Below are 20717 nucleotides of genomic sequence, written 5' to 3' on the forward strand. Positions count from 1 at the left end.
CTTAAAGGAATAAGCATGTTTAAACTCATAACACCAACCACCGAAAATCAGCTAAACAAGTATTACCATTTTCGTTGGCAGATGCTCCGTGAACCTTGGCGAATGCCGGTAGGTTCTGAGCGCGATGAATATGACCCAATGAGTCACCATCGCATGATTGTTGATGGTCGTGGTCGCCCGATGGCGATTGGTCGTCTGTATATCACCCCAGATCTGGAAGGTCAGATCCGCTATATGGCGGTGAAGAAATCTCGCCAAAGTAAAGGCATGGGTTCGTTGATTCTAGTCGCACTTGAGTCATTGGCTCGCCAAGAGGGTGCTAAGCGCTTGGTGTGTAATGCACGTGAAGATGCGATCTCATTCTATGAGAAGAATGAATTTGAACGTCGCGGTGAGATTAACGATCAACGTGGCCCTGTGCGTCACCAACAGATGGTTAAGCATCTTGACCCAATGGCAGACGTTCTGCGTAAGCCTGAGTGGTGTAATGAGCTTCAGCAGCGCTGGGAACATCAGATCCCGATCAGTGACAAGATGGGCATCAAGATCAACCAATACACGGGTTACCAATTTGAGTGTAGTGCTCAGCTGAATCCCAACTTGAACCCGCATAATACCATGTTTGCAGGCTCTGCCTTTACCTTAGCGACCTTAACTGGTTGGGGGATGACTTGGTTATTGATGAAAGAACGCGGGCTGACCGGTGATATCGTGCTGGCAGACAGTAATATTCGTTATCGTCACCCGGTTGAGCAAAACCCTGTTGCCTCTACTTCATTGGATGGGATCAGTGGTGACTTGGACCGCCTTGCGTCAGGAAGAAAGGCACGTATCATCATTCACGTGACCATTCATAGCGGCGATGTGGAAGCGGTAGAGTTTACGGGAACCTATATGCTGATCCCTGATTATAAGAAAATACTATCGACGGATAGCAAGGCGAGTGAATAACTTCACGCTCGCTTGATGATAGATAGAATTATTGATTGAAAGCGCTACTCCTGAGGAGTGGCGTTTTTTTGTTGGCAGTCGTTAATCTCCGAATACTCAGCTTGGGTGAGCTTTCCTGAGATTTGATGACATGGGTCCGATAGGGTAATCGAGAGGGTGTGTTGCTCGGCTTTAAGCAAGTCGAGTTCTCCAGAAGCCTCGCCATTGAGCGTTTGAACCCTTTGTTCGCCTTGCTCTGCTGCTGACGCACCAATAATGTGCATCGGTTCGAGAGTGAAGCGCCCACGGTCAAAATGCGCATTAAGCTCTGGAATTTCAAACACGTTATCAGTCGATGTTTCAGAAAGCTTGTCATTAAAGGTCATCACACCCTGGCGAACGCTGCCAGTGAGTTGCCCTGTGGTTGAGTAACCGAGCATCAGTGAGTCGCCATATAAACCTGCGGCTTGAAGTTCAAACTCGCCATAGCCGGTTGCATCGAGTGGTAATTCAAGTCGCTGCAGCATAGGCGCAATGGGTAACCCATCGGCAGAAATATCTAAGCTCCATGGCTTGCTGATTTGGTTAAAATCGAGCGTTGCATTGGCTTCAATGTAGCCATTCCTGAGTGGTGCAAACAGACGAGTCAGCGTCCATTTTCCTTGTTCGCTATTCATCTCAACCACAGGCTGTGCGCTGAGAATATTTTGGTAGCTGGCATCATTGGCGCTCGCCATCAGCTTCCCTTGCCATAAGCCCAGTTTTCTATCTTGCAGCAGTTGAACTTGATGCCCCTCGACATGTAATCCAGAGACCTGCCAGTAAGGCGTTTGTGCTAGTTGGATAAGTTGGCTGCGTTCTATATTAAGTCGGTTAATCTCGACGTTCTGGAGTTGTGTAAGCCAAGGTATTAGTCGAGCTGCGACTAGAGGGCTATCTTGGTTTTCGGTAATCCACTTGATGCCTTGTAGGTCGAGTTGCGCTAATTCAATGCTGCTAGGGGCGACTTCGCCATTGAGCTGAACAGTGCCCTGCAGGAATTGAGTATAGAAATCCTCAATCAGAATCCGGTTTGCTTCTAGGTTGAGCTTGAGGCTTGGCTCGATGAACATGTCATCATCAATGGTCACTCCTTCTGCCTGTAGAGAAAAAATGGCTTTCTGTTGTTTCCAGATTTCAAAAGGCAGTTGGATATTTTCTAATGAGGCATCAAAGGCAGCGAGGTGGCCATCTTGCCACTCTACGTCGCTACGCAGAATATCTAAGCTATTGATGTGATTAATCTTAATGCCTGCAACATCCCACTCTTTGCTTAGTAGGTTTTGGGTCTGTTTCTGATTGAGTCGTAAGCCATCGACGGTCACATTCACCAACGACCAATCTTGTTGATATTGTTCAGCTTGCCCAGAAATCTTGGCGCCACGCCAGTCAAACGAAGCACCATAAAGGGTGCTGTCACTCGGCTTGAGGTCTAGATCAATCAACAGATTATCGAATGCCTCACCTTGCCAATACAGTTGTGAGGCAGAGAGTTGGGTTTTTCCATAAGGTAGCAGCGAGTTATCGTTGTTCCACGTTGGGGCGGAGATCTGTAGGTCGATGCCTCGCGCATTAAACTCTGGCGTCGAAAAGTCGAGATTGTTGATGGCCAGCTGGTGGAGCTTGATGTTTGGTTGGGTAAATAAAGAAGTCAGTGTTTTTAGATCGTCTGCCTCTAATTGTAGGCCGCTGATCAAAACAGATTCAAAGACCAGTTTGGCCTCTGTCATCGAGCTGGGGCTGAACCAAAGATCGATCTTGTCGATATACAGAGGTGTTTGCTTTTCTGGTTGGCTTTGGGTAATGCCCATTAAGGTGATGTGATAAGGCGCCTGATACTCAACATCTTCAATGAATACAGGTTGTTCAATCGTATGTTTGATAAAAAAGTTGGCAACATCCGCACGGTATTGGGTCTGCAGGCTTAATAGCAGCGCTGCGATAGTTGCAACGGCGATAGCCAACACAATGCCGAACACCATGAATACCTTTTTCATTCCCTGAAAGCCTTAAATTTCAATAGTCTTAAAACAGAGTGGAACAAAAAGGGTCAAGCATCAACAAAAAAGCCCCTCAAAAGAGGGGCTTGCTACAAAAATATCATTTTAAATTGGGCGTTTGCTTTTGGCTAAGCCCGAGCAGATGGTTGGATTAGTCCAGTTGAGGACCAGCTGCAACCAGTGACTTACCTTCAGCGTTGTCTGTGTACTTATCAAAGTTGTTGATGAAGCGCTCGGCTAGATCTTTCGCTTTGCTTTCCCATTGTAGAGGGTCAGTGTACGTATCGCGTGGGTCAAGGATCGCTGGGTCAACATCGTGCAGCGCTAGTGGCACTTCTAGGTTAAACATAGGGATAACCTTAGTTTCAGCGTTGTCGATTGAGCCATCTAGGATAGCGTCGATGATGCCTCGCGTATCTTGGATAGAGATACGTTTACCAGTACCGTTCCAACCTGTGTTCACTAGGTAAGCTTCAGCGCCAGCTGCTTCCATACGCTTCACAAGCACTTCAGCGTACTGAGTTGGGTGGAGAGTTAAGAATGCCGCACCAAATGCAGCAGAGAACGTTGGCGTTGGCTCAGTAATACCACGCTCAGTGCCCGCTAGTTTTGCAGTGAAGCCAGATAGGAAGTGGTACTTCGTTTGCTCTGGAGTCAGTTTAGAAACGGGTGGCAGTACACCGAATGCATCAGCAGTCAGGAAGATAACCTTTTGAGCGTGACCGGCTTTTGATACTGGTTTAACGATGTTATCGATGTGGTGAATTGGGTAAGAAACACGAGTGTTCTCAGTTTTTGAACCGTCATCAAAATCGATAGAACCATCACCACGAACTGTTACGTTTTCTAGTAGTGCATCACGACGGATTGCATTGTAGATTTCAGGTTCTGCTTCTTTAGATAGACGAATCGTCTTCGCGTAACAACCACCTTCGAAGTTGAAGATACCATCGTCATCCCAACCGTGCTCATCATCACCGATTAGCTCACGCTTAGGATCGGTTGAAAGCGTAGTTTTACCTGTACCAGATAGACCGAAGAAGATGGCTACATCGCCTTTCTCGCCGACGTTTGCACTACAGTGCATTGAAGCAATGCCTTGCAGAGGAAGCAGGTAGTTCATCATTGCGAACATGCCTTTCTTCATCTCACCGCCGTACCAAGTACCACCGATGATTTGAACGCGCTCTTTTAGGTTGAAAGCAACGAAGTTTTCAGAGTTTAGACCCTGCTTTTCCCAGTTAGGGTTAGTTGTTTTAGCACCGTTCATTACCACGAAATCAGGTTCGAACGTTGCTAGCTCTTCGTCAGTTGGACGAATGAACATGTTCTTAACGAAGTGCGCTTGCCACGCTACTTCAGTGATAATACGCACGCTTAAGCGCGTATCAGGGTTAGCACCACAATAACCGTCGATGACAAACAGGCGCTTGCCAGATAGCTGAGTTGTCACAAGCTCTTTCAGCTCATTCCATACTTCAGTTGTAATCGGTTTGTTGTCATTTTTGCCTTGATCTGACCACCACATGGTATCGCGGGTCGTGTCATCTTTAACAATGTACTTATCTTTTGGTGAGCGGCCAGTAAAGATACCAGTGTCTACCGCAACAGAGCCTAGTTCCGTTACTACGCCTTTTTCGTAGCCTTCCAAACCTGGCAGTGTTTCTTCAACGAATAACTGCTCGTAGCTAGGATTACGAAGAACTTCAGTAACGCCAGTCAGTCCGTGCTTAGTTAGATCAATTTGTGCAGCCTTTGTATGTTCCATAACGGTCATAGGTGCTCCTTGTAGGATATTTTGTAGGGATTTTGTATTAATTTTTTATTGTTATCTGCTCACCATGCTAGCAACGAGACTCGGGGGAAACAGGGATATAGCTCAAAAAATATCCATATTAGCCATAGGGTTTTAAGCGTCTCGTCACATATTGGCCCAACTAGTCTATCCTGTACGCAAACCTTTGCGCTAGGGGCGAGAACATTATTAATTGATTAAAATTAAGCGGTGATTTTATTACGAGATGTTACGGAGTTTGCGCTATTTTGATCACAAAAAAGGCCAGCTGAGTGCTGACCTTTTTGGGGTAAATTACGTGTTTTTGGTACGCCGTAAATTAATGAACCGTATTGCTGCCTTTATCTGCTGCTTCTGCGTACAGTGCATCAACATCATTCTTGTCGAACGAGTAGTTTGTGCCACAGTAATCGCAGTGTAGACCAACGCTTCCTTCGGTGCTTAGGATGTCGTAGATCTCTTCTTGAGCAACAGTAATGATTGCTGCTGCACTTCGATCGCGTGAACAGCCACAGAAGAACTCAACCGGTTGTGGTGTGAATAGCTGTACTTTCTCTTGGTTGTACAAACGGTAAAGCAGTTCGTTCGCTTCTAGAGTGAATAGCTCTTCGTTTTTCACGGTGTCTGTTAGTTGCTCTAGGTGCTCGAAGTCGTCTGGAGTACCGGTGCCGTCAGGCATTACTTGTAGCAACATACCTGCAGCGTGTGCTTTGCCTTCATGCTCGCCAGTGCGCAGCCATAGACGAGTCTTAAGCTGTTCAGAGTTAGCGAAGTAGCCTTCAAGCACTTGTGCAAGCGTGTCACCTTCAAGACCAACGATACCTTGGTAACGCTCACCTTTCTTAGGATCGATAGTGATCACTAGATGACCTTTACCCATTAGGGCGTGTAGACCTGCGTCGTCTGCGATATCGCCTTCAAAGCGAGCAACACCACGGATCTTCTGATCGTGATCGCCATTGATAACTGCTAGAGATACTGGGCCGTCACCTTGCAGCTGCATCGTGATAGAACCTTCAAACTTTAGGGTCGCCGTTAGTAGCGTCGTTGAAACCAGTAGCTCACCCAACAGCTTTTGTACTGGAGCTGGGTATTCCTTGCTAGAAATAATCTGTTGGTACGCTTCGTCCATCTGTACCAATTCACCACGTACTGATAGGTCTTCAAATAGGTAGCGATTTAAAACATTACTTGTAGACATTGGGTCTGCCATTTGGCTATTCCTTCTAGCTTATTGAGTCTTGAACTTGATGATGTCACGACGTTGCTTTTTATCTGGGCGACGTTCTGGTGCTGGGCTATGAGCATTTAGCTTGCGCTGTTGTGCAAACTCTTGTCTTTTTGCCAAGCTTTCGGTGGTTTCTTCATAGAGGGTTTGAGCGATCGGGGCTCCACCACGATGGGCTGAGATTTTCTCGATCGTTACCGTCTTTTCTTCATTACCTTGGCGCAGTGTAATCACAGCCCCAAGTTCGACAATTTTACTTGGCTTGCTGCGCTGACCATTATAGTGGACTTTGCCACCATCGACCATGTTGCGAGCAATAGACCGGGTTTTGTAAAAACGAGCTGCCCACAACCATTTATCGAGTCTGACAGCTTCATTAGCAGTTTTCATATAGGGCTGTGCCTTATTAAGTGAGAAATGAATGCGGTTTAACTGTAACGAACAGTGCGCAACATGTTTTTGATGATGCTTATCACATTAAGTAGAAGCTTAAAGTGGAGGCGGTTGGCATTTTTTTCAAGTCATAATACAAAATAGCCATGTTATGCCGATTTATCGATTTGCTATGATATAGTTCAGGATCTTATTGCTTAAATAAGCTTGGTATCGAACGAATGAATAAAAAAGCTGAAAGTTTAATGATTTGCAGCGTTTGTCGTCATGAAAAGGGACTAGGAAAGTGAACTTTTTAGAGCTCAAAAATCGCGTAGGGAATTCTCCTATGTTGAGCCGCTTATTAGAGAATGGATTTGTACTTCAGCAGAAACTAAGCTTAGCGACCTGTTGTGTATTGATTGCAGCTTCCGCATGGATCTTAGGGCAGCTTGCATGGTTTATCGAACCTGCTGAGCAAACTATCGCGCCTTGGACAGCAACGGCTTCATCGTCTTCAGCACCTCAATCGACCCTTGATATCTCTTCTTTGCAGCAGAGCAACATGTTTGGTGCTTACAACCCAAGCACGCCCGCTGTGGTTGAACAGCAAGTTATCCAAGATGCGCCTAAGACGCGATTAAACCTCGTTTTAGTGGGTGCAGTCGCGAGCTCGAATCCAAAACTGAGCTTAGCGGTGATCGCCAATCGCGGCACGCAAGCGACCTACGGAATTAATGAAGAGATTGAAGGCACTCGAGCCAAGTTAAAAGCGGTATTAATCGACCGCGTTATCATTGATAACTCAGGACGAGACGAAACCTTGATGCTTGAAGGTATTGAGTACAAGCGTTTGGCTGTATCAGCGCCTGCGCCACCTCGTAGCTCTTCTTCGGTTCGTGGTAATAATCCGGCTTCAGCAGAAGAGAAGCTTGATGAAATTAAAGCGAAGATAATGAAAGATCCGCAACAAATCTTCCAATATGTTCGACTGTCTCAGGTGAAGCGTGACGATAAAGTGATCGGTTATCGTGTGAGCCCTGGCAAAGATTCAGAACTTTTTAACTCTGTTGGGCTCCAAAACGGAGATATTGCCACTCAGTTAAATGGACAAGACCTGACAGACCCTGCTGCTATGGGCAACATATTCCGTTCCATCTCAGAACTAACAGAGCTAAATCTGGTGGTCGAGAGAGATGGTCAACAACATGAAGTGTTTATTGAATTTTAAAACTTTGCGTCTAACGAAGGACGAAAGTGTAGGAGAAGTACGTGAAGCATTGGTTTAAGAAAAGTGCATGGTTATTGGCAGGAAGCTTGATCTGCACACCCGCAGCCATCGCGAGTGATTTTAGTGCCAGCTTTAAGGGCACTGACATTCAAGAGTTTATTAATATTGTTGGCCGCAACTTAGAGAAGACCATCATCGTTGATCCATCGGTGCGCGGAAAAATCGATGTACGCAGCTACGACGTATTGAATGAAGAGCAATATTACAGCTTCTTCTTAAACGTACTAGAGGTGTATGGCTACGCAGTCGTTGAAATGGACTCGGGTGTTCTTAAGATCATCAAAGCCAAAGACTCTAAAACTTCGGCGATCCCCGTTGTTGGTGACCGTGATTCAATCACTGGTGATAGCGTAGTGACGCGTGTTGTGACGGTTCGTAATGTCTCGGTGCGTGAACTTTCTCCTCTGCTTCGTCAACTAAACGACAATGCAGGCGCGGGTAACGTTGTGCACTACGACCCAGCCAACATCATCCTTATTACAGGCCGAGCGGCGGTAGTAAACCGTTTAGCTGAAATCATCAAGCGTGTTGACCAAGCGGGTGATAAAGAGATTGAAGTCGTTGAGCTAAAGAATGCTTCTGCGGCAGAAATGGTACGTATCGTTGATGCACTAAGCAAAACCACAGATGCCCAAAACACACCAGCCTTCCTACAACCTAAATTAGTTGCCGATGAACGTACCAATGCGATCCTTATCTCAGGTGACCCTAAGGTACGTAGCCGTTTAAGAAGGTTGATTGAACAGCTTGATGTGGAAATGGCAACCAAGGGCAACAACCAAGTAATTTACCTTAAATACGCCAAAGCAGAAGATTTAGTCGATGTGCTGAAAGGCGTGTCGGACAACCTGCAATCAGAGAAGCAAACATCAACTAAAGGTAGCTCATCTCAACGTGACAAAGTGGTGATCTCAGCTCACAGTGATACCAACTCTTTGGTTATTACCGCCCAACCAGACATCATGAACGCGCTGCAAGATGTGATCGCGCAACTGGATATTCGTCGCGCTCAAGTCTTGATTGAAGCCCTAATTGTCGAGATGGCAGAGGGTGATGGCATTAACCTTGGTGTGCAATGGGGTAACCTTGATACTGGTGCTGTGATTCAGTATGGCAACACAGGTGCGTCAATCGGTGGCGTAATGGTTGGTTTAGAAGAAGCGAAAGACACTGAAACGACCACCGCAGTCTATGATGATAATGGCGCCTTTTTGCGTAATGAAACGACCACAGAATCCGGTGACTACTCAACGTTAGCTTCTGCTCTTTCTGGCGTTAATGGCGCGGCAATGAGCGTAGTGATGGGTGACTGGACTGCCTTGATCAGTGCAGTAGCGACCGATTCAAATTCAAATATCCTATCTTCTCCAAGTATCACCGTGATGGATAACGGCGAAGCGTCGTTCATTGTGGGCGAAGAGGTGCCTGTTTTAACTGGCTCGACCGCAGGCTCAAGTAACGATAACCCATTCCAAACGGTTGAACGTAAAGAAGTGGGTATCAAGCTAAAAGTCGTGCCACAAATCAATGAAGGTGACTCAGTTCAGCTGCAAATAGAACAAGAAGTATCGAACGTGTTAGGCGCAAACGGGGCAGTAGATGTTCGTTTTGCTAAGCGTCAGCTAAATACGTCAGTGATTGTTCAAGACGGTCAAATGCTGGTGCTGGGTGGCTTGATTGACGAGCGAGCGCTGGAAAGTGAATCTAAGGTGCCGTTCTTGGGCGATATCCCTGTTCTAGGACACCTGTTCAAATCAACCAGTACTCAGGTTGAGAAAAAGAACCTAATGGTCTTCATCAAACCAACCATTATTCGTGATGGTATGACAGCCGATGGTATCACGCAGCGTAAATACAACTTCATCCGTGCTGAGCAGTTGTACAAGGCTGAGCAAGGACTGAAATTAATGGCAGACGATAACATCCCGGTATTGCCTAAATTTGGCGAAAGCATGAATTACCCGGCTGAACTTCAAGCCTTCATTGATCAGATGGAAACAGAATAATGGCTGAATTGGTAGGGGCGGCACGTACTTATCAGCGCTTGCCGTTTAGCTTTGCGAATCGCTATAAGATGGTGTTGGAGTATCAACATCCAGAGCGCGCACCGATACTTTATTATGTTGAGCCACTGAAATCGGCGGCGATCATTGAAGTGAGTCGTGTTGTGAAAAATGGTTTCACGCCACAAGCGATTACTCTCGATGAGTTTGATAAAAAACTGACCGATGCTTATCAGCGTGACTCGTCGGAAGCTCGTCAGCTCATGGAAGACATTGGTGCTGATAGTGATGATTTCTTCTCACTAGCGGAAGAACTGCCTCAAGACGAAGACTTACTTGAATCAGAAGATGATGCACCAATCATCAAGTTAATCAATGCGATGCTGGGTGAGGCGATCAAAGAGGGTGCTTCGGATATACACATAGAAACCTTTGAAAAGTCACTTTGTATCCGTTTCCGAGTTGATGGTGTGCTGCGTGATGTTCTAGCGCCAAGCCGTAAACTGGCTCCGCTATTGGTTTCACGTGTCAAGGTTATGGCTAAACTGGATATTGCGGAAAAACGCGTGCCACAAGATGGTCGTATTTCTCTGCGTATTGGTGGCCGAGCGGTTGATGTTCGTGTTTCAACCATGCCTTCTTCGCACGGTGAGCGTGTGGTAATGCGTCTGTTGGATAAAAACGCCACTCGTCTAGACTTGCACAGTTTAGGTATGACAGCAGAAAACCATGAAAACTTCCGTAAGCTGATTCAGCGCCCACACGGCATTATCTTGGTGACCGGCCCGACAGGTTCAGGTAAATCGACGACCCTGTACGCAGGCCTGCAAGAACTCAACAGCAATGAACGAAACATTTTAACCGTTGAAGACCCGATTGAATTTGATATTGATGGCATTGGTCAAACACAAGTGAACCCTAAGGTTGATATGACCTTTGCGCGTGGTTTACGTGCCATTCTTCGTCAAGATCCTGATGTGGTCATGATTGGTGAGATCCGTGATTTGGAAACCGCAGAGATCGCTGTCCAAGCCTCTTTGACCGGTCACTTAGTGATGTCGACTCTGCATACCAATACTGCCGTTGGTGCGATTACACGTCTGCGTGATATGGGCATTGAACCTTTCTTGATCTCTTCTTCACTGCTGGGTGTTTTGGCTCAGCGCCTGGTTCGTACTTTATGTAACGAATGTAAAGAACCTTATGAAGCCGATAAAGAGCAGAAGAAACTGTTTGGGTTGAAGAAGAAAGAAAGCCTGACGCTTTACCATGCCAAAGGTTGTGAAGAGTGTGGCCATAAGGGTTATCGAGGTCGTACTGGTATTCATGAGCTATTGATGATTGACGATTCGGTACAAGAACTGATTCACAGTGAGGCTGGCGAACAGGCGATTGAGAAAGCAATTCGTGGCACAACACCAAGTATTCGAGATGATGGCTTGAGCAAAGTTCTGAAAGGGGTAACGTCCTTAGAAGAAGTGATGCGTGTGACCAAGGAAGTCTAGTATGGCGGCATTTGAATACAAAGCGCTGGATGCCAAGGGTAAGAGCAAAAAGGGCTCAATTGAAGCAGATAATGCTCGTCAGGCTCGCCAAAGAATCAAAGAACAAGGCTTGATGCCGGTTGAGATGACCGAAGCTAAAGCTAAAACGACGAAAGGTGCACAGCCTTCGACCAGCTTTAAGCGTGGTATCAGCACGCCAGACCTTGCTTTGATTACTCGCCAAATTTCCACCTTGGTGCAATCAGGCATGCCGCTAGAAGAGTGCTTGAAAGCCGTGGCGGAGCAATCTGAAAAGCCACGTATTCGAACCATGTTACTGGCGGTTCGTTCGAAGGTAACGGAAGGTTATTCGCTAGCCGATAGCTTGGCTGATTACCCACATATCTTTGATGAACTGTTTAGATCCATGGTCGCGGCTGGTGAGAAATCGGGTCACTTAGATGCGGTATTGGAGCGACTGGCTGATTACGCAGAAAACCGTCAGAAGATGCGCTCTAAGTTGCTGCAAGCGATGATCTACCCTGTGGTGCTGGTGGTGTTTGCGGTGACGATTGTTTCGTTCCTGCTGGCAACCGTGGTACCTAAGATCGTTGAACCGATTATCCAAATGGGCCAAGAACTTCCTCAATCGACACAATTTTTATTGGCATCGAGTGAATTTATCCAGAATTGGGGCATCCAATTACTGTTGTTGATCATCGGTGTGATTGTGTTGATTAAGACCGCTCTGAAAAAGCCGGGTGTTCGCATGAGTTGGGATCGCAAGCTATTAAGCATTCCACTGATCGGCAAGATCGCGAAAGGAATTAATACCTCTCGTTTTGCACGAACACTCTCTATCTGTACCTCGAGTGCGATTCCTATCCTTGAGGGGATGAAGGTTGCGGTTGATGTAATGTCGAATCACCATGTGAAGCAACAAGTACTGCAGGCGTCAGACAGTGTTAGAGAAGGGGCAAGCCTGCGTAAAGCGCTCGATCAAACCAAACTCTTCCCTCCAATGATGCTGCATATGATCGCCAGTGGTGAGCAGAGTGGTCAGTTAGAGCAAATGCTAACAAGAGCGGCAGATAACCAGGATCAAAGCTTTGAATCGACCGTGAATATCGCGTTAGGTATCTTTACGCCAGCACTTATCGCTTTGATGGCAGGCTTAGTGCTGTTCATTGTGATGGCGACTCTGATGCCGATGCTTGAAATGAATAATTTGATGAGTGGTTAATCAACTGCTCATAAGACGTTAGTTTTTGGATTAACGAGAAGAAGGACATTATTACCTTCAACTCGCTGTCTGTAATTTGGAGAAAATAATGAAAAACAGAATGAAGAAACAATCAGGCTTTACCCTATTAGAAGTGATGGTTGTTGTGGTTATCCTTGGCGTATTGGCGAGCTTTGTTGTACCTAACCTATTGGGTAACAAAGAGAAGGCTGACCAACAAAAAGCCATCACTGATATTGTGGCGCTAGAGAACGCGCTAGATATGTACAAACTGGATAACAGCGTTTACCCAACAACGGATCAAGGTCTTGATGCATTGGTTTCTAAGCCAAGCAGCCCAGAGCCTCGTAACTACCGCGACGGCGGCTACATCAAGCGTCTGCCAAACGACCCATGGGGTAACGAGTACCAATACCTAAGCCCTGGTGATAACGGCACTATTGATATTTTCACTCTTGGTGCTGATGGCCAAGAAGGTGGTGAAGGTATTGCGGCGGATATCGGCAACTGGAACATGCAGGATTTCCAATAAGCTTCAGCTTATTGTTTGATTCGTTATTGATGCTTGATACGTTATTGATGGTAGGACGTAAACAGATGGAGTCTAAAGGTGAAAACTAAGCAAACACAGCCAGGTTTCACCTTGATTGAGATTCTCTTGGTGTTGGTACTACTGTCAGTAACGGCGGTTGCGGTGATCGCGACCATTCCTACCAATAGCAAAGATGTTGCTAAAAAATACGCTCAAAGCTTTTATCAGCGAGTTCAATTACTCAATGAAGAGGCTATTTTGAGCGGCTTAGATTTTGGCGTTCGAGTTGATGAAAAGAAATCGACCTATGTACTGATGGCGCTTAAGTCTGAAGGCTGGCAAGAAGTCGATTTTGAAAAAATCCCCTCTTTAACTGAACTACCGGAAGAACTCGCATTGTCACTGACCTTAGGTGGTGGCGCATGGGAAGACGATGATCGGTTGTTCAACCCAGGAAGCTTGTTTGATGAAGATATGTTTGCTGATCTTGAAGAGGAAAAGAAGCCGAAACCACCACAGATCTACATCTTGTCGAGTGCTGAAATGACGCCATTTGTATTGTCGTTTTATCCAAATACCGGAGACACCATACAAGATGGTTGGCGTATTCGAGTATTGGACAATGGTGTGATTCGACTGCTAGAACCGGGAGAAGAAGATGAAGAGGAATAACCGTTCTCCTTATCGTTTTCGTGGTATGCCCCTTGGTTCTCGAGGAATGACGCTGCTTGAGGTATTGGTTGCGCTCGCTATCTTTGCGACTGCGGCGATCAGTGTGATTCGTGCTGTCACTCAGCACATCAATACCCTCAGTTATCTAGAAGAAAAAACCTTCGCGGCTATGGTCGTTGATAATCAAATGGCTTTGGTGATGTTGCATCCTGAGAAGCTAAAAAAAGCGCAGGGCACACAAGAGTTGGCCGAGAGAGAGTGGTTTTGGAAGGTCACGCCAATCGATACTAGCGATGATTTATTAAAGGCGTTTGATGTGAGTGTGGCAACCAGTAAACAAGCTTCTCCAGTGGTCACGGTGCGCAGCTATGTGGTCAAGTAAAAGCGTGGCGTTAGCTAAGAGCAAGTCGCTAAGTAAGAGCATGTCCGCCAATAAGCGTGTGCCTCGTCAACAAGGACTATCTTCGAAAGGGAGAGGCTTTACCTTAATTGAGGTTTTGGTCTCGATCGCTATCTTTGCCACGTTAAGCATGGCGGCTTATCAGGTAGTAAATCAGGTTCAACGCAGCAACGAGCTTTCAATCGAGCGCAGTGCTCGTTTAAATCAACTGCAACGTAGCTTAGTCATTTTAGATAATGATTTTCGCCAGATGGCGGTACGACAATTTCGTACCAATGGTGAAGAAGCATCATCTAAGCTGATCTTAATTAAAGAGTATTTACTGGATTCCGACAGCGTTGGCATCATGTTTACTCGCCTTGGCTGGCATAACCCACAGCAGCAGTTTCCTCGCGGAGAAGTCACCAAAGTGGGTTACCGCATTAAAGAAGAAACACTTGAGCGTGTGTGGTGGCGTTATCCCGATACCCCTGCAGGCCAAGAGGGTGTGATTACGCCTTTGCTTGATGATGTTGAAAGCTTGGAATTCGAGTTTTATGACGGAAGCCGCTGGGGGAAAGAGTGGCAAGCCGACAAATCGCTACCGAAAGCGGTAAGGTTAAAGCTAACCTTGAAAGATTATGGTGAGATAGAGCGTATTTATCTCACCCCTGGTGGCACGCTAGATCAGGCCGATGATTCTTCAAACAGTGACTCTTCAAGTAGTAATGAGGGGAATAATGACTCATCGAACTAATAAGTTTGCACTGACAAGGTCTGCCATGGGGCGCAAGCAGCGAGGTGTTGCGCTGATCATTATCCTGATGCTACTGGCGATAATGGCAACCATCGCAGGCAGTATGTCGGAACGCCTGTTTACTCAATTTAAGCGCGTGGGCAATCAACTGAATTACCAACAGGCTTACTGGTACAGCATTGGTGTCGAAGCGCTGGTGCAAGACGGCATTAGGCAAAGCTACAAAGACAGTGATACCGTCAACTTGAGTCAACCATGGGCGTTAGAAGAACAGGTATACCCGTTGGATTATGGTCAAGTTAAAGGCCGTATTGTTGATGCTCAGGCATGTTTTAATCTCAATGCGTTGGCTGGTGTGGCGACGACTTCAAGTAACCAAACACCTTATTTAATTACGGTTTGGCAAACCTTGTTGGAAAACCAAGATGTTGAGCCTTATCAGGCCGAGGTTATTGCACATTCAAGCTGGGAATTTGTTGATAGTGATACCCGAACCACCTCTTCAGCTGGTGTAGAAGACAGTACTTATGAGGCGATGAAGCCATCTTATTTGGCAGCGAATGGCTTAATGGCCGATGAGTCCGAGCTACGCTCGGTTTATCAAGTCACTGGTGAGGTGATGAATAAGGTTCGCCCCTTTGTTTGTGCTCTGCCGAGCGACGATTTCCGTTTGAATGTGAATACTCTTACGGAAAAGCAGGCGCCGTTATTGGAAGCGATGTTTGCCCCCGGCTTAAGTGAATCGGATGCCAAACAGCTGATAGACAAACGCCCATTCGATGGTTGGGATACGGTGGATGCGTTTATGGCTGAGCCTGCTATTGTGGGTGTGAGTGCCGAAGTCAGCAAAAAAGCGAAAGCATATTTAACTGTAGATAGCGCCTATTTTGAGCTAGATGCAGAGGTATTAGTTGAGCAGTCACGTGTACGTATACGGACGCTTTTCTATAGTAGTAATCGAGAAACAGTGACGGTAGTACGCCGTCGTTTTGGAGGAATCAGTGAGCGAGTTTCTGACCGTTCGACTGAGTAGCGAACCACAAAGCCCTGTGCAGTGGTTAGTTTGGTCGACAAGCCAACAAGAAGTGATAGCAAGTGGCGAACTGTCTAGCTGGGAGCAGCTGGATGAGTTAACGCCTTACGCTGAAAAGCGTAGCTGTATCGCTTTATTGCCGGGAAATGAATGCTTAATTAAGCGTGTTGAGATCCCGAAAGGTGCTGCTCGCCAGTTCGATTCTATGCTGCCGTTTTTATTAGAAGACGAAGTCGCACAAGATATCGAAGACTTACACCTGACTATTTTAGAGAAAGACGCAACGCACGCGACAGTGTGTGGTGTGGAACGTGATTGGCTTAAGCAGGCGCTGGATACTTTCCGCGAAGCGAACATTATCTTTCGTAAAGTATTGCCTGATACCTTAGCGTTGCCTTTAGAAGATCAGGGCATCAGTGCGCTGCAGATCGACCAACATTGGTTATTGCGTCAAAGCAACTATCAAGCAGTGTCGATCAATGAGGCGTGGCTAGCGATGTTCTTACAAAGCGATTGGGTTGCCTTAGATGACGAAGAGCAATCACCAACGATTTTTAGCTACACCGCACTGCCAAGTGATGACGTTCAACTGCAAAGTGGCATTGAGTGGCAAGCTAAACCTGCGGAACTGGTGATGTCTTTACTGAGCCAACAAGCCATTACAAGTGGCGTAAACTTACTGACTGGCACCTTTAAAACCAAATCTTCATTCAGTAAGTACTGGCGTGTATGGCAAAAAGTAGCGATCGCAGCTTGTTTGCTGGTGGCGGTGATCGTCACTCAGCAAGTCTTAAAGGTTCAGCAGTACGAAGCACAAGCCGAAGCGTACCGAACGGAGAGTGAACGTATTTTTAGAAGCGTACTTCCGGGCAAGCAACGTATTCCGACGGTCAGCTACCTTAAGCGCCAGATGAACGACGAAGCTAAGAAGTATGGTGGCTCGGGTGATGGTGATTCCTTACTTGGATGGCTAGCGTTACTGCCAGAAACTTTAGGACAAGTGAAAGCCATCGAAGTGAATAGTATTCGCTACGACGGCAACCGCTCAGAGGTGAGATTGGAAGCGAAAAGTACTGACTTCCAATATTTCGAGACTGCGCGAGTGAAACTTGAAGAGAAGTTTACCGTTGAGCAAGGGCCATTGAATCGTAATGGTGATGCCGTATTTGGCAGCTTTACTCTTAAACCCCATCAATAACCTGCGTAAGGAGATCAGTGATGAGAAATATGATTGAGCCACTCCAAGCGTGGTGGACTTCAATAAGTCAAAGAGAGCAACGATTAGTGATTGGTTGCTCAATTTTATTGGTGGTCGGTGTCGTTTATTGGGGGCTAATCCAGCCACTCAGTCAGCGAGCTGAACTTGCGCAGACCCGCATTCAAAGCGAGAAGCAACTACTGGCTTGGGTAACCAATAAAGCCAATGAAGTGGTTGAACTACGAGGCAGTGGCGGCATTAGTGCCAGTCAACCTCTGAATCAATCTGTGCCTGCTTCTATGCGTCGCTTTAATATCGAGCTAATACGTGTGCAACCACGTGGCGAGATGCTGCAAGTCTGGGTGAAACCTGTGCCTTTTAATCAGTTCTTAGATTGGCTGACATACTTGAAAGAGAAGCAGGGTGTCGAAGTTGAGTTTATGGACATTGATCGCTCCGATAACCCAGGGGTTATTGAGGTCAACCGACTACAGTTTAAACGAGGTTAATGTGAAACGCGGTTTATCTTTGAAGTTAGGTTTACTTTTTGGCGGCATCTTTATTGTCTTTTTCTCGGTTAGTCTGTTGCTGCATCTACCGGCCTCTTTTGTACTCAAACATGCACCGGCTGTGCGTGGCTTGAATATTGAAGGTGTTGAAGGAACGGTTTGGCAGGGCAGCGCCAATAATATCGCCTGGCAGCGTGTTAATTACGGTTCAGTACAGTGGGACTTTCAGTTCTCTAAACTCTTCCAAGCCAAAGCTGAATTAGCGGTTCGTTTTGGTCGTAATAGCGACATGAACTTGTCAGGAAAAGGGCGTGTTGGGTACAGCATGAGTGGTGCGTATGCGGAAAACTTAGTCGCATCAATGCCCGCTGCTAACGTGATGAAATATGCTCCAGCCATTCCAGTCCCGGTTTCAATTGGTGGACAGGTTGAGCTGACGATCAAGCATGCGGTTCATGCTCAACCTTGGTGTCAGTCTGGTGAAGGTACTGTGGCTTGGTCTGGTGCTGCAGTCGATTCACCTGTTGGTTCGTTAGACCTTGGTCCTGTGATTGCGGACATAACCTGTGAAGACAGTACAATTGCAGCCAAAGGCGTTCAGAAGAGCACTCAAGTAGACAGTGAGTTCTCAGCGAGTCTAACATCTAACCAGCGCTACACATCTGCAGCGTGGTTTAAACCGGGTGTTGAATTCCCGCCAACGATGCAAAATCAGCTTAAATGGTTGGGTAATCCTGATAGCCAAGGTAAGTACCAGTTTACTTATCAAGGTCGTTTTTAGCTAAACGGCTAAGGGTCACTAAATTACGAGATATAAAAAACGGGCACCTCACTGAGGTGCCCGTTTTGTTTGTTCTGAGAATCTAGAGGATATCTGACAGTTAAAGGGAGCAAACTCGCCTAGTCTTTGCCTTGCAAAATTTCTACCCACGGTAAATCTGCATCACCGAGTACAATGAAGTTCGGGTTTTCTAGCGTTTCTCTTTCATTGTACGAAAGCGGTTCTAGTTGAGTACTTAAGATACGTCCGCCAGCTTCTTCAACAATGCACTGCGTTGCGGCGGTATCCCACTCTCCGGTTGGTCCAAGGCGCAGATAACAATCCACAGCGCCTTCTGCGACTAAACAGGCCTTAAGCGCTGCTGAGCCTAGAGGAACCAAATCATAATTCCATGCTGAGCTCATACGGCTAGTGATGCGATTGATGTCCTGGCGACGGCTGATCGCCATGGCGATTGACTGGTTTGGCAGCTCGTGACGATGCGTTTTGATTTTCACGCTGTCATTAAGGTCTGGGATCTTCCAAGCGCCTTTGCCACTGTAAGCGTAATAGCTCACACCTGAAACGGGTGCGTATACCACGCCCATCACTGGCTTGTTATGCTCGATTAGGGCGATAATTGTCGCGAAATCACCACTTCGTGCGATGAACTCCTGGGTGCCGTCCAGTGGGTCAACTAACCAGTAGCGATCCCATTGAGAGCGTTGCTCTAGGCTGATGTCGGCGTCTTCTTCGGATAATACGGGAATATCAGGCGTCAATTCACTGAGTTTTTTTAATATCAGCTTATGTGCTGCAAGATCGGCACTGGTTACTGGAGTGTCATCACTCTTAATGAACTCTTCGTAATCCTTTTTCTCGTAGATCTCTAAGATGAGTTGACCAGCAGAGCGAGCAATCTCAATGACAGAGGGTAGGAGGTGAGACAAATCTTTTGTTATTGGCATAAATGTTCTCTTACTCTTAGAGCGAGCCTGAATGTTCTAGTTATTGTTTAATACACGAAGGCTTAAAAGCAGGGCTGTAATACTCCGAGCCTCACAGAAATCGAGATGTGTTAACAGTTCTTCGGCTTGAGCAAGTGGCCAGCGCACAATATCGAGAGGCTCTGGCTCATCACCTTCTAGCTTTTCTGGGTAGAGGTCTTCTGCAATAAACAGCGTCATTTTGCTAGAGAAGTAAGAGGGTGCAAGGATCACTTCCTTCAGCGGAGTAAGCTTGTTGGCACCGAAGCCTATCTCTTCTTTGAGTTCGCGAACGGCGGCTTCGTTTGGCTGCTCACCTGGATCAATCAGCCCTTTTGGAAAGCCAAGTTCGTAGCGTTCAGTTCCCGCTGCATATTCACGTACTAATAGAATATCGCCTTGCTCAGTAATAGGAACCATCATCACTGCGTTGCGCCCGCTGGGCTTCATGCGTTCGTAAGTGCGCTCTTCGCCGTTTGAAAAGCGTAAGTCGAGAGACTCGATAGAGAATAGTCTTGATTGAGCGACAGTTTGTTTAGCCAAAATCTCTGGCTTGGTCCTTTTCGTCATTGCGCTCGCTCCTTAGCTCATTGGAATTCTTTCTTATAAAGTCATTCTAATATAGGGGAAATGACCTTGAGTTCCTAGATCCGAGTTTTCATATCCGAAAATTATTGAAGCAGGAATCGATTACGATCACTTGAATACCTTACTCAAGATGGTAACGAGGTGAAAATATGGTTGTATAGCAAAAGAGTATAGAGAGAACGCGATAGTCCTAACTTGCTTATCCACATAACAAAAAAGGTTGATGCTTGCGCATCAACCTTTCAAATAACAACTAACACTAAATCAGTGATTAGTAGTAAGAGTGCTCACCACGATCGTGCTCAGTTGCATCACGAACAGCAGTCAGTTCACCTTCAAACTGTTGAAGAAGTTCTTTCTCGATGCCTTCTTTTAGCGTTACATCAACCATAGAACAACCGTTACAACCACCACCGAATGCTACAATAGCTGCGCCGTCTTCAGTGATTTCTACCAAGCTAACGTGACCGCCGTGACCAGCAAGTTGTGGGTTAACTTGTGTTTGAATTGCGTATTCAACACGTTCTAGAAGTGGTGCATCGTCTGCGACTTTACGCATCTTAGCGTTTGGTGCTTTAAGCGTTAGCTGAGAGCCCATTTTGTCAGTAACGAAGTCAATTTCAGCTTCATCTAGGAACGGTAGGCTTAGCTCATCTACGTATGCAGAGAAAGCTTCGAATTTAAGCTCTGTGTCAGACGCTTCGATAGCATCTGTTGGGCAGTAAGAAACACCACACTCTGCGTTTTGTGTACCCGGGTTTACCACGAACACACGAATGTTTGTACCTTCAGGCTGCTGTGACAGCAGATTGGCAAAATGAGTTTGAGCTGTTTCTGTAATAGTAATATTTGACACGACGAATACCTGAGTAGATTTGTAGGTTATTAGCGCCATTCTACTCCTGTCAGATTTGTAAT

Annotated in this window: 20 protein-coding genes; 13 read left to right on the forward strand and 7 right to left on the reverse strand. The window is 46.3% G+C overall.

All coding sequences use genetic code 11. From position 1 onward, the window contains the following. The first annotated feature begins 15 nt into the window (after positions 1-15). Positions 16-951, forward strand: a complete 936-nt coding sequence (locus tag AB4138_RS21560; RefSeq protein ID WP_102332597.1) for a bifunctional GNAT family N-acetyltransferase/hotdog fold thioesterase — start codon at positions 16-18, stop codon at positions 949-951. Positions 952-995: 44 nt separating this feature from the next. On the opposite strand, the gene AB4138_RS21565 is transcribed toward AB4138_RS21560, so the two are convergent. The 4 genes from AB4138_RS21565 to hslR all read right to left on the reverse strand — a co-directional run bounded on the left by AB4138_RS21565 (position 996) and on the right by hslR (position 6382). Next, positions 996-2966: an AsmA family protein gene (locus AB4138_RS21565; protein ID WP_372307630.1), complete on the reverse strand. Its 1971-nt coding sequence runs from the start codon at positions 2964-2966 to the stop codon at positions 996-998. Positions 2967-3120: 154 nt separating this feature from the next. After that, positions 3121-4746: a phosphoenolpyruvate carboxykinase (ATP) gene (gene pckA, locus AB4138_RS21570; RefSeq protein ID WP_372307633.1), complete on the reverse strand. Its 1626-nt coding sequence runs from the start codon at positions 4744-4746 to the stop codon at positions 3121-3123. A 337-nt stretch (positions 4747-5083) separates the two neighbouring features. Continuing rightward, positions 5084-5977 carry an Hsp33 family molecular chaperone HslO gene (gene hslO / locus AB4138_RS21575; RefSeq protein WP_017063067.1) on the reverse strand — a complete coding sequence of 298 codons (894 nt, stop codon included), beginning with the start codon at positions 5975-5977 and terminating at the stop codon, positions 5084-5086. Positions 5978-5995: 18 nt separating this feature from the next. Beyond that, positions 5996-6382, reverse strand: a complete 387-nt coding sequence (hslR, locus tag AB4138_RS21580) for a ribosome-associated heat shock protein Hsp15 (protein WP_372307637.1) — start codon at positions 6380-6382, stop codon at positions 5996-5998. A gap of 331 nt (positions 6383-6713) precedes the next feature. Between hslR and gspC the strand changes: the two genes are divergently transcribed. The 12 genes from gspC to AB4138_RS21640 all read left to right on the forward strand — a co-directional run bounded on the left by gspC (position 6714) and on the right by AB4138_RS21640 (position 18246). Continuing rightward, the gene (gspC, locus tag AB4138_RS21585) at positions 6714-7595 is read left to right on the forward strand and encodes a type II secretion system protein GspC (protein ID WP_017062489.1); all 882 of its coding nucleotides are present in this window, start codon (positions 6714-6716) and stop codon (positions 7593-7595) included. Positions 7596-7636: 41 nt separating this feature from the next. Continuing rightward, positions 7637-9661, forward strand: coding sequence for a type II secretion system secretin GspD (gspD, locus tag AB4138_RS21590; protein WP_372117906.1), 2025 nt, complete (start codon positions 7637-7639; stop codon positions 9659-9661). Then, positions 9661-11163, forward strand: coding sequence for a type II secretion system ATPase GspE (gspE, locus tag AB4138_RS21595; RefSeq protein WP_017070112.1), 1503 nt, complete (start codon positions 9661-9663; stop codon positions 11161-11163). The genes gspD and gspE overlap by 1 nt, the downstream gene beginning before the upstream one ends. 1 nt (position 11164) lies before the next feature. After that, complete coding sequence (gspF, locus tag AB4138_RS21600; protein ID WP_372307640.1) at positions 11165-12385, forward strand: type II secretion system inner membrane protein GspF; 1221 nt, start codon at positions 11165-11167, stop codon at positions 12383-12385. Positions 12386-12473: 88 nt separating this feature from the next. Then, positions 12474-12917, forward strand: a complete 444-nt coding sequence (gene gspG, locus AB4138_RS21605) for a type II secretion system major pseudopilin GspG (protein ID WP_017062485.1) — start codon at positions 12474-12476, stop codon at positions 12915-12917. A gap of 78 nt (positions 12918-12995) precedes the next feature. Beyond that, the gene (gspH, locus tag AB4138_RS21610) at positions 12996-13589 is read left to right on the forward strand and encodes a type II secretion system minor pseudopilin GspH (RefSeq protein WP_017062484.1); all 594 of its coding nucleotides are present in this window, start codon (positions 12996-12998) and stop codon (positions 13587-13589) included. Next, positions 13576-13971, forward strand: coding sequence for a type II secretion system minor pseudopilin GspI (gene gspI / locus AB4138_RS21615; protein ID WP_017062483.1), 396 nt, complete (start codon positions 13576-13578; stop codon positions 13969-13971). The genes gspH and gspI overlap by 14 nt, the downstream gene beginning before the upstream one ends. Then, complete coding sequence (gene gspJ, locus AB4138_RS21620; RefSeq protein WP_371721921.1) at positions 13958-14725, forward strand: type II secretion system minor pseudopilin GspJ; 768 nt, start codon at positions 13958-13960, stop codon at positions 14723-14725. Before gspI ends, gspJ begins: the two co-directional genes overlap by 14 nt. After that, complete coding sequence (gene gspK / locus AB4138_RS21625) at positions 14709-15758, forward strand: type II secretion system minor pseudopilin GspK (protein ID WP_017062481.1); 1050 nt, start codon at positions 14709-14711, stop codon at positions 15756-15758. Before gspJ ends, gspK begins: the two co-directional genes overlap by 17 nt. Further along, positions 15727-16956 carry a type II secretion system protein GspL gene (gene gspL / locus AB4138_RS21630; RefSeq protein WP_017062480.1) on the forward strand — a complete coding sequence of 410 codons (1230 nt, stop codon included), beginning with the start codon at positions 15727-15729 and terminating at the stop codon, positions 16954-16956. The genes gspK and gspL overlap by 32 nt, the downstream gene beginning before the upstream one ends. 20 nt (positions 16957-16976) lie before the next feature. After that, positions 16977-17465, forward strand: a complete 489-nt coding sequence (locus AB4138_RS21635; protein ID WP_017062479.1) for a type II secretion system protein M — start codon at positions 16977-16979, stop codon at positions 17463-17465. 1 nt (position 17466) lies between these two features. Beyond that, positions 17467-18246 carry a type II secretion system protein N gene (locus tag AB4138_RS21640; RefSeq protein ID WP_017062478.1) on the forward strand — a complete coding sequence of 260 codons (780 nt, stop codon included), beginning with the start codon at positions 17467-17469 and terminating at the stop codon, positions 18244-18246. 119 nt (positions 18247-18365) lie between these two features. Here the strand turns inward: AB4138_RS21640 and cysQ are convergent, their stop codons facing one another. The 3 genes from cysQ to nfuA all read right to left on the reverse strand — a co-directional run bounded on the left by cysQ (position 18366) and on the right by nfuA (position 20655). Continuing rightward, the gene (gene cysQ / locus AB4138_RS21645; RefSeq protein ID WP_017062477.1) at positions 18366-19193 is read right to left on the reverse strand and encodes a 3'(2'),5'-bisphosphate nucleotidase CysQ; all 828 of its coding nucleotides are present in this window, start codon (positions 19191-19193) and stop codon (positions 18366-18368) included. 36 nt (positions 19194-19229) lie between these two features. Further along, positions 19230-19781 carry an ADP compounds hydrolase NudE gene (nudE, locus tag AB4138_RS21650; RefSeq protein ID WP_017062476.1) on the reverse strand — a complete coding sequence of 184 codons (552 nt, stop codon included), beginning with the start codon at positions 19779-19781 and terminating at the stop codon, positions 19230-19232. Between the two features lie 289 nt (positions 19782-20070). Then, positions 20071-20655, reverse strand: a complete 585-nt coding sequence (nfuA, locus tag AB4138_RS21655) for a Fe-S biogenesis protein NfuA (RefSeq protein WP_004741449.1) — start codon at positions 20653-20655, stop codon at positions 20071-20073. Positions 20656-20717 lie beyond the last annotated feature (62 nt).

Source organism: Vibrio sp. 10N.286.52.C3 (assembly GCF_041468865.1).
Lineage (GTDB): Bacteria > Pseudomonadota > Gammaproteobacteria > Enterobacterales > Vibrionaceae > Vibrio > Vibrio crassostreae_C.

Excerpts from the sequence above, each read along its gene's own strand:
- pckA (WP_372307633.1), bottom strand. The coding sequence starts at position 4,746 with ATGACCGTTATGGAACATACAAAGGCTGCACAAATTGATCTAACTAAG.
- gspI (WP_017062483.1), top strand. The coding sequence starts at position 13,576 with ATGAAGAGGAATAACCGTTCTCCTTATCGTTTTCGTGGTATGCCCCTT.
- gspJ (WP_371721921.1), top strand. The coding sequence starts at position 13,958 with ATGTGGTCAAGTAAAAGCGTGGCGTTAGCTAAGAGCAAGTCGCTAAGT.
- AB4138_RS21560 (WP_102332597.1), top strand. The coding sequence starts at position 16 with ATGTTTAAACTCATAACACCAACCACCGAAAATCAGCTAAACAAGTAT.
- gspG (WP_017062485.1), top strand. The coding sequence starts at position 12,474 with ATGAAAAACAGAATGAAGAAACAATCAGGCTTTACCCTATTAGAAGTG.
- cysQ (WP_017062477.1), bottom strand. The coding sequence starts at position 19,193 with ATGCCAATAACAAAAGATTTGTCTCACCTCCTACCCTCTGTCATTGAG.
- nudE (WP_017062476.1), bottom strand. The coding sequence starts at position 19,781 with ATGACGAAAAGGACCAAGCCAGAGATTTTGGCTAAACAAACTGTCGCT.
- hslR (WP_372307637.1), bottom strand. The coding sequence starts at position 6,382 with ATGAAAACTGCTAATGAAGCTGTCAGACTCGATAAATGGTTGTGGGCA.
- gspC (WP_017062489.1), top strand. The coding sequence starts at position 6,714 with ATGTTGAGCCGCTTATTAGAGAATGGATTTGTACTTCAGCAGAAACTA.
- gspE (WP_017070112.1), top strand. The coding sequence starts at position 9,661 with ATGGCTGAATTGGTAGGGGCGGCACGTACTTATCAGCGCTTGCCGTTT.
- AB4138_RS21565 (WP_372307630.1), bottom strand. The coding sequence starts at position 2,966 with ATGAAAAAGGTATTCATGGTGTTCGGCATTGTGTTGGCTATCGCCGTT.
- AB4138_RS21635 (WP_017062479.1), top strand. The coding sequence starts at position 16,977 with ATGAGAAATATGATTGAGCCACTCCAAGCGTGGTGGACTTCAATAAGT.
- gspK (WP_017062481.1), top strand. The coding sequence starts at position 14,709 with ATGACTCATCGAACTAATAAGTTTGCACTGACAAGGTCTGCCATGGGG.
- gspF (WP_372307640.1), top strand. The coding sequence starts at position 11,165 with ATGGCGGCATTTGAATACAAAGCGCTGGATGCCAAGGGTAAGAGCAAA.
- hslO (WP_017063067.1), bottom strand. The coding sequence starts at position 5,977 with ATGGCAGACCCAATGTCTACAAGTAATGTTTTAAATCGCTACCTATTT.